Raw genomic sequence first — 15,387 nt, 5'->3', positions numbered from 1 at the left:
GCCGTGGCGTCTTCAGTCCTCGGCCGCCGTCTGATCCGCGCGGCCACCGGCCCCGAGGAGCCCGGTCGCCTCGAAGCGGGTCCGCTCGGCCAGCCGGGGCAGCTCGCGCGTGGAGAACCAGGTGACCAGCGGCGGCAGCAGGGGGCGGACCGGCTGGGCGAGGCGCAACCACGGCGGTGCGTAGACGGTGGCGGCGCGTCGTTCGACGGCGGTCACCATGCGCGCGGCCACCGTGGCGGCGGGGTGGACGCGTCGGGCCGGTGGCGGCATATGGGCGCGCAGTTCCCTCAGCACCCCGTACCGGTCCACGTCGCGGATCATGTCGGTGGCGGTCCAGCTCAGATAGCCGATGCCGACACCGACCCCCTGGTGGGCGAGTTCGGCGCGCAGGGACTGGGCGAAGGATTCGGCGCCCGCCTTCGAGGCGCAGTACGCGCTCATCATGGGCGCGGAGCCGAAGGCGGCCGTCGAGGCGATCTGGAGGAAGTAGCCGCGGGTGGCGAGCAGTCCGGGCAGGAAGGCCCGCGCGGTGTTCGCGCTGCCGATGAGGTTCACCTCGATGACACGCCGCCAGGTGGCCGGGGGCGAATCCCCGAAGGGCCCGCCCTCGGCCACGCCCGCGTTGGCGACGACGACCGACGGCCACCCGACGCGGTCGTGGATCAGCCCGGCCACCCGGGTCATCGCCGCGTCGTCGGCCACGTCGACCGCGTAGCAGTGGGTTTCCGCGGCGAGCGAGTCGGCCACCTGCGCGAGGGTTTCCTCTTCCCGGCCGAGGAGGACGACCCGTGCGCCGCGCCCCGCCAGTTCCCGGACCATGGCCGCGCCCAGTCCGCGGGCGGCACCGGTCACGACGGCGAGGCGTCCGGTCAGGGGGCTGGGGTTCCGCACGGTGGCACTCCCTGGTCGTAGGGCGGGTGATGCGACCGTACGGGCCCGGCACGGGACCCGGCGCGATCACCGCCGCGCCACCGGGCGGCGGCACCTGTTCGGCGGCTCAGGGGGTGTCGTGCCCCCGCCGGTGGCCGGTCATGGCCACCGGCGGGGGCGCCTCCTGCGTCTGGACCGGGTCAGGCCGCCGCGGGGCGGGGTTCGGGCACCGCCGGTGCCAGCCGGCCCGTGCGGTGCAGTCCGAAGAGCGCCGCCGCGCAGGCCAGGCCGAGCGCGAGCAGCACGATCCACGGGACGGCGGGCATGCCCGCTTCGCGTGCGGCGTCCAGCGCCGCTCCGGTGAGCAGGTTCCCGAGGGTGATGCCCACCCCGCAGATGGTGTTGTACAGCCCGTAGTGGGTGGCCACGAGCCGCTCCCCCGAGAGCCGGACGATGGTGTCCATCTCGAACGGGTACGCGATCATCGTGCCCAGCGCCAGCAGGAACGCGGCGAGCGCGGGCGGCACGGCCGCGAGGAGCCATCTGCCGGGTCCGCCATCCGGCACGGGCAGCGCGGTCGCCACCAGCAGCGGCAGGAACGCCACCCCCATGAGGGCCAGCCCCCAGCCCAGGGCCCGGCCGGGCGCCATGCGGGCCTTGCACCACGCGGTCACCCGGGTCTGGCCGACGATGGTGCTCAGCCCGGAGACGGCGAAGAGCAGCGCCACCGCCGCGGTGCCGAACTCCCCTTCGCCGCCGAGCCGTCGTACCTCCAGCGGCAGGGCCAGATAGACCTGGAACGACAGCACATACGAGCCGATCATGGCGACGGAGAACAGCAGGAACGGACGGTTGGCCATGATCCCGCGCCACTGGGTCAGCACCCGCTCACGGCCCTCCCGCCCGGGCTCCGGGCCGTCATCGGCGCGGCGGGCCGGCAGCGACCGGATCTGTACGACGCTCAGCACGGCGAAGATCCCGGCCGAGACCAGGCAGGTGACCTGGAAGTCGACGCCCGTCAGCACCATGCCCACCAGCGGGCCGAGCAGGATTCCGGCCTGGTAGAAGATGTTGAACAGGGCGAACGCCTCCACCCGGCGCTCCCCCGCGTCCGCGGCCAGATAGGCCCTGACCGCCGGGTTGAACAGGGCCCCGGCGAGGCCGGTGGCCGCGGAGGCGGCCAGCAGCGCGGGCAGCGACTCCACGAGCCCGAGCGTCGCGAAACCGGCGGTGCGCAGCACACACCCCGCCACGATCAGCGGCTTGTACCCGAACCGGTCGGCCAGGGCGCCGCCGACCAGGAACATGCCCTGCTGGCTGAAGTTCCGTACGCCCAGCACGAGTCCGACCAGCCATCCGGCGAGCCCGAGGGTCCCGGACAGATGCGCGGCCAGATAGGGCATGAGCATGTAGAAGCCGAGGTTGATGGTGAACTGGTTCACCATCAGCAGCTGGACGCTGCGCTCGTACGACCGCACCTGGGTGAACGTGGCCTTCATCGGGCGGCCTCCGGTGCGGCCGGGGCGGCGGGCCGCGACGGACCGGCCGGGTCGCCCGCGGCGAGCGGGTCGACCACTGAGGTGCAGCGGGTCCAGCGGGCCACTTCCCGCTCGCCGGGGTGTCCCATCGTGTCCGGTTCGGGTGCGGGCGGCTGGTCAAGCAGGCCGTTGGCGGCGCAGTAGTCGTCGTTGTACACGGTGTCCAGATACCGCTGCGGGCCGTCCGGGAACACCGCGACGATGCGGGCGTCCGAGGGGTGGGTACGGGCCAGCCACCCGGCGACCAGCGCCACCGCGCCCACGCTCCAGCCGCCGGTGGCGTAGTGCGACGAGGCCAGTTGGCGGCAGGTCCACACCGCCTCGTGCGGGGCGACCCAGTGCACCTCGCTGAAGTTCTCGTAGGCGACGTTGCGGGGGTAGATGCTCGACCCCAGGCCGCGCATCAGCCGGGTGCGGGCGGGCTGCCCGAAGATGGTCGAGCCGATGGTGTCCACTCCGACCACGGTGATCTCGGGGTAGAGCTGGCGCAGCACGCGGGAGACGCCCGCGGAGTGGCCGCCGGTGCCCACGCTGCACACCAGGATGTCGATGTGGCCGAACCGGGAGGCCAGTTCGAGGGCGAGCGGGGTGTAGGCGGCGGTGTTGTCGGGGTTGTTGTACTGGTCGGGGCACCAGGAACCGGCGTTGCGGGCGAGGAGTTCGGTCACCCGGTCGCGGCGGGCCTGCTGCCACCCGCCCTCCGGATGGGGCTCGGTGACCATGTCGACCCAGGCGCCGTAGGCGGTCAGCAGCCGGGTCATCGACGGCTCCAGACCGGGGTCGGTGACGAGGGTGACGGGATGGCCGTACACCAGACCGGCCAGGGCGAGGCCGAGCCCCAGCGTGCCGCTGGTCGACTCGACGATCGCGCAGCCGGGACGCAGGTCTCCGCGGGCGCGTGCCCGTTCGACCATGTGCAGACCGGGCCGGTCCTTGATGCCGCCGGGGTTGAAGCCCTCCAGCTTGGCCCAGAAGCCGCGGCCGGCCGGGGCCAGGGGCTCGGACACCCGCAGGACAGGCGTGTTGCCCACCAGCCCGGACAGTCCGGGGACGGTGGGGGTGGCGTCGTTGAGGGTCAGAGATCGCATCTGTCCGCTTTCGGTGGTTGATGGCTCGTCGGATGCTCATCTCGGGCACGGTGCGGCGAAATGGCCTGCACCGATCCGCGTCCGGTCGCCGAGGGCGGCAACCGGGGCGCGGGCCACGACGACCGCTCCTATATGCGCCACCGACTGGTCGAGCAGAGGGTGGATCTGACCGTCGGCGCTCGTGGGAAGAGCGCGTGCGGGTGGTCCGGGGCCACCACGAGGACCACGGTCCGGCAGACATCGGCGGTGGTGGCGGTGGCGGGAAGGGCACGTGCCGACGGCTGCGCGGCCCGGCCGAACGTTTCACGGGGCGTCGGCGCACAGTGCTCGGGCCCCTCCGGGCCGTCGGCGGACGGCTGCCCGGCGGTCTCGGCGATCTCGGCGGCCGGGGACTGCCGGGAGTCGTGCGCGACGCGCGGGCCCTGGGCGTGTTCCGCGCCGACGCTGTGGCCGAGGCAGGTGGGTCCGGTCAGCAGCAGTGCACCCAGGACGAACGCCAGGAGTCGGCGGGGCCACAACGGGCGGCGGGCGGCCCGGGGATGAGGGCATGAGGCAGGGATCAGCACGGTTTCTCCGCACGGCGGCCGCCCTCCCGCCGCGTGGCGCGGGAGGTGGCGGACTGGAATCGGCAAGGAAACGACGGCGCCATCACGGCGCGGGACTCATCGCGCCGAACACCGATGACGGATGACCGCGGTCACCGGAAAAGGTGCGGGGGCGTCGACGAGGTCCGATACCGGCCCGTACTAGATGCGCAGAACCGCGGTCCGCTGGAGATCGGACGGCGTGGAACCCGCCGCCGTGGCCGCGACCGGGCGCGAGGACGGCGTGTGCCCGGCCGCACCGCGCGTGCCCTCGGCCGGGAGGGCCGGGCACGGGGCCGCCACCTCGGGCCCCTGCTCGGGCTGCGCGAGGACGCATTCGTGCGCCGAATGGGACGCCTCGTCGTCGTGATGATGCCCCGCGGCCCCGGACTCCTCGGCCCCGGACTCCTCGGCCCCGGACTCCGTGCCCTTGGTCTCCGCGGTCTCTTCCGGGGTCTCGCCCTGCGCGGCGGACGCCATGGGCGACGCCACAGGAGACGCCACAGGAGAGGACGCGCAGCCGGCCAGATGGCCGGTTACGGCTTCGGCGCTCACCGCGTGCAGGGAGACGAAGCCGATCAGGAGCGCGGCCAGGCACAGCAGACGCAGCGGGCTCGCCACCACGCGAGCCCACCGGATGCCGAAACGCGACCGGGCCGTGACCATGCGGTGATCCTAAGCGTTGCGTACGGCTACGCTGCGGTACCGCCCAGGACCAGGTCGTTAACAAGCCAGACACACACCGCGCGCGACACGCACCTCTCCGGGTCACGACCGGAATCCCGCCCACGGACTACCCGGTGACCAGGTATTGCGCTCGGCCGCGGATCGGCCGGAACATGATCCTCCGCGCATCGACGGCGGGCAGAAGACCCCGCATGATCTTGGCCCTGCCGAGGTGGCCGGAAAGGGATGTTATAAATGCCGACATGAGCAATTTTGCTCGTATGGTCCGGGGCCGAATACGGACGCCGTCACGGGCGCCGAGCCTCGCCGGACAGGCCTTCATCCTTCAGGTCCTCCTCACCCTCGTCCTCGTCTCCCTGGCGGTGGCGGCGCTTGTGCTGGAAGCCCGGAGCAACGCCACCGGAGAGGCGCGCCAGCGGTCGCTGGCCGTCGCCAGAACGTTCGCGGAGGGGCCCGGGGTCGCCCGGGCCATGGCCGGTGACCACCCGACGGCGCTGCTCCAGCCCCGCGCCGAAGAGGTGCGCAGGCGCACCGGCGTCGACAGCGTCGTGGTCTTCGACCGGCGCGGGATGCGCCTCACCCACCCCGAGACGGCGTTGATCGGCAAGCGGATCGTCGGCCCCGCCTCGGTGGTGCGGGACGAACTCGCCGGAAAGACGGTCGCCCGGACCTTCCGGGCGAGCCAGGGCCCCTCCGTGATCTCGGCGGTCCCCATCACCACGGCCGACGGCGCCCTGGCCGGCGGAGTCTCGGTCGGGGTCCGGATCGACAGCGTCAACGCCGAGGTGCACCGCCAGCTGCCGCTGCTGCTCGGGGCGGGCGGCGGAGCCCTCGCCCTGGCGACGGCCGGGACGGCGCTGACCAGCAGGCGGCTGCGGCGGCAGACGCACGGCCTGGGGCCCGCCGAGATGACGCGCATGTACGCCCACCACGACGCGGTGCTGCACTCGGTCCGGGAAGGCGTGCTGATCATGGACGCCGACGGGCGGCTGCTGCTGGTCAACGACGAGGCCCGGCGGCTGCTCCAGCTGACCCCCGACAGCGACGGAAGCCACGCCACCGCACTCGGCCTCGAACCGCGGCTGACCCGGCTGCTGGCCGCGGGGCAGCCCGTCACCGACGAGGTGCACGCCGCCGGGAACCGGCTGCTGGCCGTCAACATCCGGCCCACCGACCGGGCGGGCGGCCCCGCCGGGAGCGTGGCGACGCTGCGGGACACCACCGAGCTGCGCGCGCTGTCCGGCCGCGCCGAGGCCGCGAGCGAGCGGCTGCGGCTGCTGTACGACGCCGGGGTACGGATCGGCTCCACCCTGGAGCTGACCGGCACCGCGGAGGAGCTGGTGGGGGTGGGCGTCCCCCGGTTCGCCGACATCGCCACCGTCGAACTGCTGGAGCCGGTGCTGCGGGGCGAGGAACCGGCGGTGCCGCACGGCGTACTCCACCGCACGGCGGTCGGCGGCGTACCGCCCGAGCACCCGCTCTTCCGCTCGGGCGAGAGGGCCGTCCCTCCACCGTCGTCGCCGCAGCGCGAGGCGCTGGAGAGCGGGCAGGCCGTCCTGCGCGCCGATCTGAGCGATGCCGCCGAGTGGCCCGCCGGGTACGAGGCCGAGGCCCGGCGCCTGCGCGACCAGGGGATCCACTCGCTGCTCGCGGTTCCGCTGCAATTCCGCGGCGTCCCGCTGGGCGTGGCCACCTTCTGCCGGACCCGGCCGCGCGCGCCGTTCGACGACGAGGATCTGGTGATCGCCGGGGAGCTGGCCGCGCGCACCGCGGTGTGCGTCGACAACGCGCGCCGCTACACCCGCGAGCACACCATGGTCACCACGCTCCAGCGCAATCTGCTGCCCGGCGCGCTGCCCGACCAGGACGCCGTGGACGTGGCGTCCCACTATCTGCCCGCGCGGGCCGGGGTGGGCGGGGACTGGTTCGATGTGCTCCCGCTCCCCGGAGCCCGGGTCGCCCTCGTCGTCGGAGACGTGGCCGGGCAGGGTCTGCACGCGGCGGCCACGATGGGCCGACTGCGCACCGCGGTGCAGAACTTCTCGGCCCTGGACCTGCCCCCGGACGAGGTGCTCGCCCTCCTGGACGAGCTGGTCGCCCGGCTCGACCTGGAGCGCGAGACGGACTCCGACAGCGCGCGCATCACCGGCGCCACCTGCCTGTACGCGATCTACGACCCGGTCTCCGGCCGGTGCAGCGTGGCCCGGGCCGGCCACCCGGGCCCCGTAGTGGCCTGCCCCGACGGCACCGTGCACACCCCCGAGGTACCGGCCTCACCGCCGCTGGGCCTGGGCAGAGAGCCCTTCGAGGCGGCCGACCTGCCGGTGCCCGAGGGCACCCGCCTGGTCCTGTACACCAACGGACTGGTCGCCGGCCACGACCGGGACCACGACACCGGCCTGGACCTCCTGCGCCGCACCCTCGCCGCCGCCCCGGACCGCGGCCCCGCCGACACCTGCCAGGAGCTGTTCGCAACCGTCCTCCCGGCCCGTCCGAGCGATGACGCCGCCCTGCTGGTGGCCCGCACCCGCCGGCTCGCCCCGGAGAACGTGGCCCAGTGGGAGGTGCCCGCCGACCCGGCGGCGGTCGCCCCGCTCCGCGCCGCCTGCGCCCAGCGGATCCGGGACTGGGGGCTGGACGACGCCGCCTTCGCCGCCGAGCTGGTCATCAGCGAGCTGGTCACCAACGCCCTGCGGTACGGCGCCCCGCCCGTACGGATACGGCTGCTCCGCGGCCGCAGCCTGATCTGCGAGGTGTCCGACGGCAGCAGCACCTCGCCCCATCTGCGGCGGGCCGATCTGACCGACGAGGGCGGGCGGGGCCTGTTCCTGGTCTCCCAGCTCGCCCGGCGCTGGGGCACCCGCTACACCGCGCACGGAAAGGTCATCTGGGCCGAGCAGCCGCTGCCCGGCCCCCCGGGCTGATCACCGGCGGCGGCCGCGCACGCAGAACGGCCGTGAGCCGGGAACGGCCGTGAGCCCGGAACCGCCGCGCACCCGGAACGGCCACGCACCCGGAACGGCCGCGCACCCGGAACCGCCGCGCACCCGGATCGGAGTGAGAAGCCGCGCCCGAATCGGCGTACTGAAGGGCGAGGGGAAGCCACCCTCGACGCTCTTCCACGCCGGAGGTACCTCACCCGTGACCCTCACCAAAGCGCCCCCGGCCCGGGACGGCCGCCGGGACGGCGCGGACGATCCCCGGGCCCGGCGGTTCAACTCCTCCCTCGTGCTGACCCTGCTGCTGGTCCTGGTGGTGGCGCTCCAGGGGCCGGTCCGCGGGGCGTTGTCCGCGCCGGTGATGCAGAGCTGGATGACCGTGTTCGTGGCCGTGGTCGTGCAGGCCCTGCCGTTCCTCGTCCTCGGTGTGCTGCTGTCGGCCGTCATCGCGGTGTTCGTGCCACCGTCGTTCTTCGCCCGCGCGCTGCCCGGGCGCCCCGCCCTCGCGGTGCCGGTCGCCGGGGTGGCCGGGGCGGTGCTGCCCGGCTGCGAATGCGCCTCCGTGCCGGTGGCCGGGGCGCTCGTACGACGGGGTGTCACCCCCGCGGCGGCGCTGGCGTTCCTGCTGTCCGCCCCCGCCATCAACCCGATCGTGCTGACCGCCACGGCCGTGGCGTTTCCCGGCGAACCGCGCATGGTTCTCGCCCGGTTCGCGGCGAGCCTGCTCGTGGCGTGCGTGATGGGCTGGCTGTGGCAGCGGCTGGGCCGCACCGACTGGATGCGGCCACCGGCCCACCCGTCGCTCGACGGCCTGGGCAAGGGGGCGGCGTTCTGGGGGTCCATACGGCACGACGTGATGCACGCCGGTGGCTTCCTGGTCGTGGGCGCGATGACCGCGGCCACCCTCAAGGCCGTGGTGCCCGCGAGCTGGCTGCACACGGCGGCGGGCAACCCCGTGGTGGCGATCCTCGCCCTGGGGCTCCTCGCGGTGGTGCTGTCGATCTGTTCCGAGGCCGACGCGTTCGTGGCCGCGTCGCTGTCGCAGTTCTCGCTCACCGCCCGGCTGGCGTTCCTCGTCGTGGGGCCGATGATCGACCTGAAGCTGTTCGCCATGCAGGCCGGTACGTTCGGCCGCGGGTTCGCGCTGCGGTTCGCCCCCGCCACCTTCGCCGTGGCCATCCTTGCGTCGGCGCTGGTCGGGGCGGTGCTGCTGTGAACCGACAGGCCCAGGCAGCGGTGCTGTTCCTCCTCGGCGTGGCCGTGCTGCACGCCGGGTTCACCGACCTCTATCTGCGTTACGTCAAGGCCGGGTTGCGCCCGCTGCTGCTCGCGGCCGGTGTCGTCCTGATCGGCACCGCCGTCGCCACCGTCTGGTACGAACTGCGGCACCAGCGCGACGGCCACGAGCACGGCCACGGCCACGGCCACCGCGAACCACGTGTCTCCTGGCTGCTGGTGCTGCCCCTGTTCGCCCTCATCCTGGTCGCCCCGCCCGCGCTGGGCTCCTACAGCGCCATGCACGCGGGCACGGCGCTGCAACGGCCGCCCTGGGGCTTCCCCACCCTCCCCGCCGGCGACCCGCTCTCCCTCAACGTGGCCGACTACGCGGGCCGCGCGGTCTACGACCACGGCCGTTCCCTCCGCGACCGGAACGTCAGGATCACCGGCTTTGTCGCCCTCGACCGCCGTGGCGCGCCCTATCTCGTGCGCATGGCCCTCAACTGCTGCGCCGCCGACGCACAGCCCGTCAAGGTCGGCCTGTCCGGGCGGACTCCCCCGGTCCTGCGGCCCGACACCTGGCTCGAAGTCACCGGCACCTACACCGGCAAGCGCACCAGGGACCCGGTGGGCGGGGGCGTCATCCCGTACATCGACGTCAGCCGCGCCACACCGGTCCCGGCCCCGCGCGACCCGTACGACGAGAGCTGGAACGGCTGAACCGCGCCACGCCCCGGGCGCGGTCGGGCCGGTACGGGTACCCGCACGGGGACGGGCGCGGTGGCGTCAGCGTATCGCCGCGGGGAAGCCCCGGATGAGGTCGGCGGCCTTCTCCGCGGCCATGATGACGGGGGCGTTGGTGTTCCCCCTGGGCACCGTCGGGAACACCGAGGCGTCGACGACCCGCAGCCCCGCCACGTCGAACACCCGCAGCTCGGGGTCGACCACGGAGCCGATGGCGCAGGTCGACGTCGGGTGGTAGAGCGTCTGCCCGGCCCGCTGCGCGAAGGCGAGCAGATCCGCGTCGGAGTCCGAGTCCGGCACGTCGAACGGGCCGGTGGTGACCCGGGTCAACGCGTCCTGTGCCGCGATCCGCAGGGCGATGCGGACGCCCTGGACCATGCAGTACTGGTCCTCGGCCGTCATGAGGTAGTTGTGCATGATCCTGGGTTCGGCGTCCGGGCTCGCGGAGCCCAGCGTCACCCGGCCGCGACTGGTCGGGGCGAGCACACACGGGCCCAGCGCGAAACCGTGCTCGGTGGCGGGGGCGAGCCCGTCCTGATGGAACAGCACCGGCGCCATGTGGAACTGCACATCCGGGGCGTCCAGTCCGTCCCGGCTGCGGAAGAAGCCACCGGCCTCGCCGATGTTGCACGTCAGCGGGCCGCGCCCCTCGTTCGCCAGCAGCGCTTCGTTCTCCGGGGTCGCCGCGGTCATCAGCGATTCGACATCGGTGCGGAAGTTCAGCAGAGCCATGTAGTGGTCCTGGAGGCCCTCCCCCACCGGGAGGTCGCGCACCACGTCGATGCCGAAGGACGACAGCGTGGTGGCGGGCCCGATCCCGGACAGCATCAGCAGCTTCGGGGACTCGTAGGCGCCCGCGGACAGGATCACCTCGCGCTCGGCGCGGATCACCTCGACCGTGCCGCCGCGTTCCACCACCACTCCCCCGGCCCGGCCGCCCTCGATCAGCACGCGGTGGGCCCGGGCCGACGAGAGCACGGTGAGGTTCGGCCGCCCCAGCACGGGGTGCAGATAGGCGACGGCCGCACTACAGCGCATGCCATTGCGCTGGGTCACCTGGTGCCGCCCGACGCCGAACTGGGTCGGGCCGTTGAAGTCCTCGTTGCGCGGGTGTCCGGCCTGCACTGCGGCCTCGATGTACGCGCTGGCGAGCGGGTGACAGGACCTGCTGTCGCTGACGGCGAGCGGCCCGCCCACCGAGTGGAACACGTTCTCGCCGCGCTCGTTGTCCTCCGCGCGCCGGAAGTACGGCAGCACCTCGCCGTACGACCAGCCGGTGGCCCCGGCTGCGGCCCAGCCGTCGTAGTCGGCGCGGTTGCCGCGCATATAGATCATCGCGTTGATGGAACTGGAGCCGCCCAGCACCTTGCCGCGGGGCAGATAGGTCCGGCGGCCACCGAGCCCCGGTTCGGGGCCCGAATGGAGATCCCAGTCGACCTCGCTCTTGAACAACTGGGGGAAGGCGGCGGGCACATGGATCTCCTGCGCCGTGTCGGGCCCTCCCGCCTCGATCAGCGCCACCCGGACCTCCGGGTCCTCCGACAACCGGGCCGCCAGCACACACCCCGCGGATCCGCCGCCGACGATGACGTAGTCGTGAGTGTTCATCCGATTTCCTTTGACCGAGACTGCGCGGACCGTGCGCGCCCCATTGTCCCGGTGCGCATCATGTGAAGCTCAGCCAGGTTGATCTGACGCGAGATCAGGACGTCCGGGCGTCTTGCCCATAAACTCCCCCGCTGCCACACTCCTGCCGGTAAGCGCTTACTGGAGCGAGTACACGTACTCATCCCCGTTCGAGATGTCGAGATGCGGAGACAACAGTGAGCCAGCACAGTCGCAGGCACGTGATACGGACCGGCCTCGGCGCGGCGGCCGCGTCGGCGGTACTGGGCGCGGCCGGTGGCACCGCCCGCGCCGAGGCGGCCACCGAAGGCCCGGAGGGAACGGGCGCGCAGGCCGCCCGGGCGCGGGGGCGGCTGCCCTGGGTGGCCGACCTGGGAGACGGCCGCTATCAGAACCCGGTGCTCAACGCGGACTGGTCCGACCCCGACGCGATCCGGGTGGGCGACCACTTCTACCTGGTCGCCTCCACCTTCAACCGCATTCCCGGACTGCCCGTCCTGCGCTCCACCGACCTGGTCAACTGGACCGTCATCGGGCACGCCCTGACCGAACTGCTGCCCAGGGACCACTTCAGCGAACCGCGGCACGGCCAAGGGGTGTGGGCCCCGGCCCTGCGCCACCACGACGGCAAGTTCTGGATCTTCTATCCGGACCCGGACTTCGGGATCTTCGTGGTGACCGCCACCGATCCGCGCGGCCCGTGGAGCGCACCGCACCCGCTCAAGCCGGGCAAGGGCTTCATCGATCCGTGTCCGCTGTGGGACGACGACGGCCAGGCGTATCTGATCCACGCCTGGGCGAAGAGCCGCAGCGGCATCAACAACCGGCTGACGCTGCACCGGATGAGCCCCGACGGCACCGCCCTGCTCGACGAGGGCCGCATCGTCGTCAACGGCGACGAGCTGCCCGGCTACACCACGCTGGAGGGGCCGAAGCTCTACAAGCGGGACGGCTGGTACTGGATCTTCGCTCCGGCCGGAGGCGTCACCAACGGCTGGCAGTCGGCGTTCCGCTCCCGCTCCATCCAGGGCCCGTACGAGGACCGCATCGTGCTCGCCCAGGGCGGCAGCCCCGTCAACGGGCCGCACCAGGGGGCGTGGGTGAGCACACCGGGCGGTGAGGACTGGTTCCTGCACTTCCAGGATCGCGGGGCCTACGGGCGGGTGGTGCACCTCCAGCCGATGCGGTGGCGCCCCGACGGCTGGCCGGTGATGGGCGACGACGACGGCAGTGGCCGGGGCACCCCGGTGCTGGTGCACACCAAGCCACGCGTCCACGGCCGGACGAGGGTGACGGCGCCCGCCACCGGCGACGAGTTCACCGGGCCGGAGCTGGGGAAGCAGTGGAGCTGGCAGGCGAACGCCGACCCGGCCTGGTGGTCGTTCCGCCACTTCCCCCGCCGGCTCGCGCTGGCCTGTTGGCCCGGCCCGGCCGGTCATGACCTCCGGCTGCTGCCGAACGTACTGGGCCAGCGGCTGCCCGCCGAGTCCTTCACGGCGACGACCTCGATGACCCTGTCCACCACAACCGCGGAAGCCCGCGCCGGGCTGGTCATGCTGGGCGCGACGTACTGCTGGGCGGGCCTGCGCCACGACGGCGACCGGATCGTCCTGGTGTGCCGCACCGCGGACGAGGACGCCGCCGAGGTGGACGCCGCCCCGCCGGTGCCGCTGGGGAGGGGGCGCGCCGCGGTGCGGCTGCGGGTGACCGTGGGCCCGGGCGCGGTGTGCCGGTTCGCGGCCGACGCGGACGGCCGGGGGTTCACTCCACTCGGCGCCCCGTTCACGGCGACCGCGGGCACATGGATCGGGGCGACCGTGGGACTCTTCGCCACCGGACCGGCGGCCGTCGGCCGGCGCAGCGCGGCGGAGTTCGACTGGTTCCGGGTGGGCCCGGCGCTCTGACCGCTACGGCCCGGCCGACCATTGCCGTCCGGGCGACCACCACCGTCGGGGCATATCGGGCAGCGGCGGCGACTGCCCGATCCCGGCCAATTTCGGCCACCTCGCGTTAACCCGAGCGCGGCGCGGCCGCCCTCGACGGACGGGCCGCTTGGCACACTTTTTCTAGAGAAACAGGAGGCCGGGCCAGGGAAGCGACAGAGAAATCAATCAATTGGCCGTAAGGGGAGGCCGAGACGGCTGAGACCTGCGAGGCTGTCTGGATGCAAACCCTTTACAGAAGTCTGCTGAATGTGCTTCCCCGGCTCGGCGTGCAGGTGCTCGACCTCGGCTCAGGCACCGCGGTGCTCTCCCGGCGCGGCAAGCGGAAGCGCGTCGTGGTGGGCAAGGAGGCCGATCTGGTGACACGCGGCAGCGGCCGCTATGCCGTGACACGGGTGCGGCCGGACACCTGGGTGGTGGCCCGTGGCCGTGGCGACCCCTCCGACGCGTGGACGAACGTGCGCCTCGGCGACACCGGTGCCCATCTGCTCTACGACGCGGGCTCCGATGAACGGTCGCTCCAGCTGGCGGCCGCCACGTATCTGTGCGGCCACCATGTGGCCGGGCTGCTGGAGAAATACGAGGTGAACTGCGTCTTCGACGTGGGGGCCAACGCCGGTCAGTACGGCAGGCGCCTCCGCGGGCTCGGCTATACGGGCAGAATCGTTTCCTTCGAGCCCACCGAGGAAGCCTTCGCGAAGCTGGAGAAGGCCGCCAAGGACGATCCCGAGTGGTGGGTGTTCCCCTTCGCCCTCGGGCGCGAGGAGGCCACCCAGTCCATGCACGTGGGCTGGGCCACCATGAACTCCCTGCTCGGCGCCAGCGACTACGGCAAGGAGCGCTACCGGCGGTTCGCGAAGGACCGTACGGAGGAGATCGAGATCCGCAGGCTGGACAGCGTGATGGACAAGGCGCTGGCCGGTCTCACCGACCCCCGCCCCTATCTGAAGATGGACACCCAGGGCTACGACCTGGAGGTGTTCGCGGGCGCCGGGGACCGGATCGGGGAGTTCGTCGGGTTGCAGTCGGAGGTCGCGGTGCTGCGGCTCTACGAGGGGAGCCCCGCGATGAGCGAGGCCATCGCCGCGTACGAGGACAGTGGCTTCGGGATCACGGGCATGTACCCGGTGACACGTGAGGACACCACGGGACGCGTGGTGGAGTTCGACTGCGTGATGATGCGCGCGGACGCCGCCCCCAAGTGAAGCCAACCCCCGCACGGGGCCGGTGTGTCCGGCCCCGCGCGGGCAACCTCGGCCACCCACACGGCGCGCCACATAGGGTGACGGTGTCTGACGCCAGGAGCGGGTGTCAGTACAGACACCTACTATCCGGGCTGACTGGCAATCAAGTGTGACTACCGTTCCGTCTGAAGGGGCGCCCCAGCGTGACCACGATCTTTACCGTGTCCGTCGACTCCGTCGAAGGCGCAACCCTCCGTGGGAGGGTGCACATCGTCAACCCCGACGTCCCCTATGTGCCGGAGGAGACCGTCTTCCCCCTGTCTCTCCTGGCCGACGCCTGGTGGAAGCTGGACAACGGTTATCTGCACAACGAAGACGGAGAGCGGTACCCCTTCACCGAGGAGCAGGGCAAGGACATCACCGCAGGCATGCGACGGAAAGATGAGTTCCCGAATCTGATGGAACTCATCATCGGTAGGGAGATAAGGGTTACCAAAGACGGGTACCTGCTCGCGGACGACGGCAAGACCGTCCTCGAACCCAGGCGCAAAGCGGAAGACGTGTACAAGCTGAGCGGGGGCAGCCGCCCCGGCTATTCCGTGTTCACTTGCGGCAACGCCGAGGAGCTCTCACAACGCGCCGCCGACATCGTGACCTCCTACGACATCACCCCGTATCGGAACGTCCCGCTGATGAGTGAGGTCGCAGCGCTGAAGGACCCGAACGAGCCCTGGGACCCGGAGGGGCCGGATGGCCCCGCCGATCTGGACGACTACGACGTGTGGGATCTGTTTAAGTACCACTCCCTTGCCGAACTTCCGTACGCGGAGATTGTGGTGACGGTCAGCGACGCGGGCTACCTGGAGCACATGGTCGCCGGCATGCGCTGGGATACGACCATGACCGGGCATGTGTGCTGAGAATTCGTCACACGAGCCTCAAGAGTGTCCGTGCTGGTCTTCAGCT

Annotated in this window: 12 protein-coding genes; 6 read left to right on the top strand and 6 right to left on the bottom strand. The window is 72.4% G+C overall.

Going from position 1 to position 15,387, the window contains the following annotated elements:
- Window positions 1–12: 12 nt before the first annotated feature.
- The 5 genes from HYQ63_RS38885 to HYQ63_RS38865 all read right to left on the bottom strand — a co-directional run bounded on the left by HYQ63_RS38885 (window position 13) and on the right by HYQ63_RS38865 (window position 4,746).
- Window positions 13–891 (bottom strand): SDR family oxidoreductase, encoded by an 879-nt coding sequence (locus HYQ63_RS38885; protein ID WP_179938403.1) that lies wholly within the window; start codon window positions 889–891, stop codon window positions 13–15.
- Window positions 892–1,070: 179 nt separating this feature from the next.
- Entirely contained in the window at window positions 1,071–2,369 is a 1,299-nt protein-coding gene (locus HYQ63_RS38880; RefSeq protein WP_179938401.1) for an MFS transporter, read from the bottom strand.
- Window positions 2,366–3,496, bottom strand: coding sequence for a PLP-dependent cysteine synthase family protein (locus tag HYQ63_RS38875; protein ID WP_179938399.1), 1,131 nt, complete (start codon window positions 3,494–3,496; stop codon window positions 2,366–2,368). Before HYQ63_RS38875 ends, HYQ63_RS38880 begins: the two co-directional genes overlap by 4 nt.
- 128 nt (window positions 3,497–3,624) lie before the next feature.
- The gene (locus HYQ63_RS38870) at window positions 3,625–4,062 is read right to left on the bottom strand and encodes a hypothetical protein (RefSeq protein WP_179938397.1); all 438 of its coding nucleotides are present in this window, start codon (window positions 4,060–4,062) and stop codon (window positions 3,625–3,627) included.
- Window positions 4,063–4,242: 180 nt separating this feature from the next.
- Window positions 4,243–4,746 carry a hypothetical protein gene (locus tag HYQ63_RS38865; RefSeq protein ID WP_179938395.1) on the bottom strand — a complete coding sequence of 168 codons (504 nt, stop codon included), beginning with the start codon at window positions 4,744–4,746 and terminating at the stop codon, window positions 4,243–4,245.
- Window positions 4,747–5,009: 263 nt separating this feature from the next.
- On the opposite strand from HYQ63_RS38865, the gene HYQ63_RS38860 reads away from it, so the two are divergent.
- From HYQ63_RS38860 to HYQ63_RS38850, 3 genes are all read left to right on the top strand, one after another.
- On the top strand, window positions 5,010–7,691 hold the full coding sequence (locus HYQ63_RS38860) for a SpoIIE family protein phosphatase (protein WP_179938393.1): 2,682 nt from the start codon (window positions 5,010–5,012) through the stop codon (window positions 7,689–7,691).
- A gap of 217 nt (window positions 7,692–7,908) precedes the next feature.
- The gene (locus HYQ63_RS38855) at window positions 7,909–8,922 is read left to right on the top strand and encodes a permease (protein ID WP_179938391.1); all 1,014 of its coding nucleotides are present in this window, start codon (window positions 7,909–7,911) and stop codon (window positions 8,920–8,922) included.
- Window positions 8,919–9,644 carry a TIGR03943 family protein gene (locus HYQ63_RS38850; protein WP_179938389.1) on the top strand — a complete coding sequence of 242 codons (726 nt, stop codon included), beginning with the start codon at window positions 8,919–8,921 and terminating at the stop codon, window positions 9,642–9,644. Before HYQ63_RS38855 ends, HYQ63_RS38850 begins: the two co-directional genes overlap by 4 nt.
- Before the next feature lie 66 nt (window positions 9,645–9,710).
- Here HYQ63_RS38850 and HYQ63_RS38845 read toward each other — a convergent pair whose 3' ends face one another.
- Window positions 9,711–11,276, bottom strand: coding sequence for a GMC family oxidoreductase (locus HYQ63_RS38845; RefSeq protein ID WP_179938387.1), 1,566 nt, complete (start codon window positions 11,274–11,276; stop codon window positions 9,711–9,713).
- 389 nt (window positions 11,277–11,665) lie between these two features.
- Here HYQ63_RS38845 and HYQ63_RS38840 point away from each other — a divergent pair, with 389 nt between their 5' ends.
- The 3 genes from HYQ63_RS38840 to HYQ63_RS38830 all read left to right on the top strand — a co-directional run bounded on the left by HYQ63_RS38840 (window position 11,666) and on the right by HYQ63_RS38830 (window position 15,341).
- The gene (locus tag HYQ63_RS38840) at window positions 11,666–13,198 is read left to right on the top strand and encodes a glycoside hydrolase 43 family protein (RefSeq protein WP_179940982.1); all 1,533 of its coding nucleotides are present in this window, start codon (window positions 11,666–11,668) and stop codon (window positions 13,196–13,198) included.
- 260 nt (window positions 13,199–13,458) lie between these two features.
- The gene (locus HYQ63_RS38835; RefSeq protein WP_179938385.1) at window positions 13,459–14,442 is read left to right on the top strand and encodes an FkbM family methyltransferase; all 984 of its coding nucleotides are present in this window, start codon (window positions 13,459–13,461) and stop codon (window positions 14,440–14,442) included.
- A 182-nt stretch (window positions 14,443–14,624) separates the two neighbouring features.
- The gene (locus HYQ63_RS38830) at window positions 14,625–15,341 is read left to right on the top strand and encodes a hypothetical protein (RefSeq protein ID WP_179938383.1); all 717 of its coding nucleotides are present in this window, start codon (window positions 14,625–14,627) and stop codon (window positions 15,339–15,341) included.
- Window positions 15,342–15,387 lie beyond the last annotated feature (46 nt).

Origin of the sequence: Streptomyces sp. Rer75 (assembly GCF_013414305.1) — a bacterium.
Taxonomy (GTDB): domain Bacteria; phylum Actinomycetota; class Actinomycetes; order Streptomycetales; family Streptomycetaceae; genus Streptomyces; species Streptomyces himastatinicus.
This window is presented reverse-complemented; position numbering and strand designations above follow the sequence as displayed.

Excerpts from the sequence above, each read along its gene's own strand:
- HYQ63_RS38880 (WP_179938401.1), bottom strand. The coding sequence starts at position 2,369 with ATGAAGGCCACGTTCACCCAGGTGCGGTCGTACGAGCGCAGCGTCCAG.
- HYQ63_RS38875 (WP_179938399.1), bottom strand. The coding sequence starts at position 3,496 with ATGCGATCTCTGACCCTCAACGACGCCACCCCCACCGTCCCCGGACTG.
- HYQ63_RS38865 (WP_179938395.1), bottom strand. The coding sequence starts at position 4,746 with ATGGTCACGGCCCGGTCGCGTTTCGGCATCCGGTGGGCTCGCGTGGTG.
- HYQ63_RS38860 (WP_179938393.1), top strand. The coding sequence starts at position 5,010 with ATGAGCAATTTTGCTCGTATGGTCCGGGGCCGAATACGGACGCCGTCA.
- HYQ63_RS38845 (WP_179938387.1), bottom strand. The coding sequence starts at position 11,276 with ATGAACACTCACGACTACGTCATCGTCGGCGGCGGATCCGCGGGGTGT.
- HYQ63_RS38835 (WP_179938385.1), top strand. The coding sequence starts at position 13,459 with ATGCAAACCCTTTACAGAAGTCTGCTGAATGTGCTTCCCCGGCTCGGC.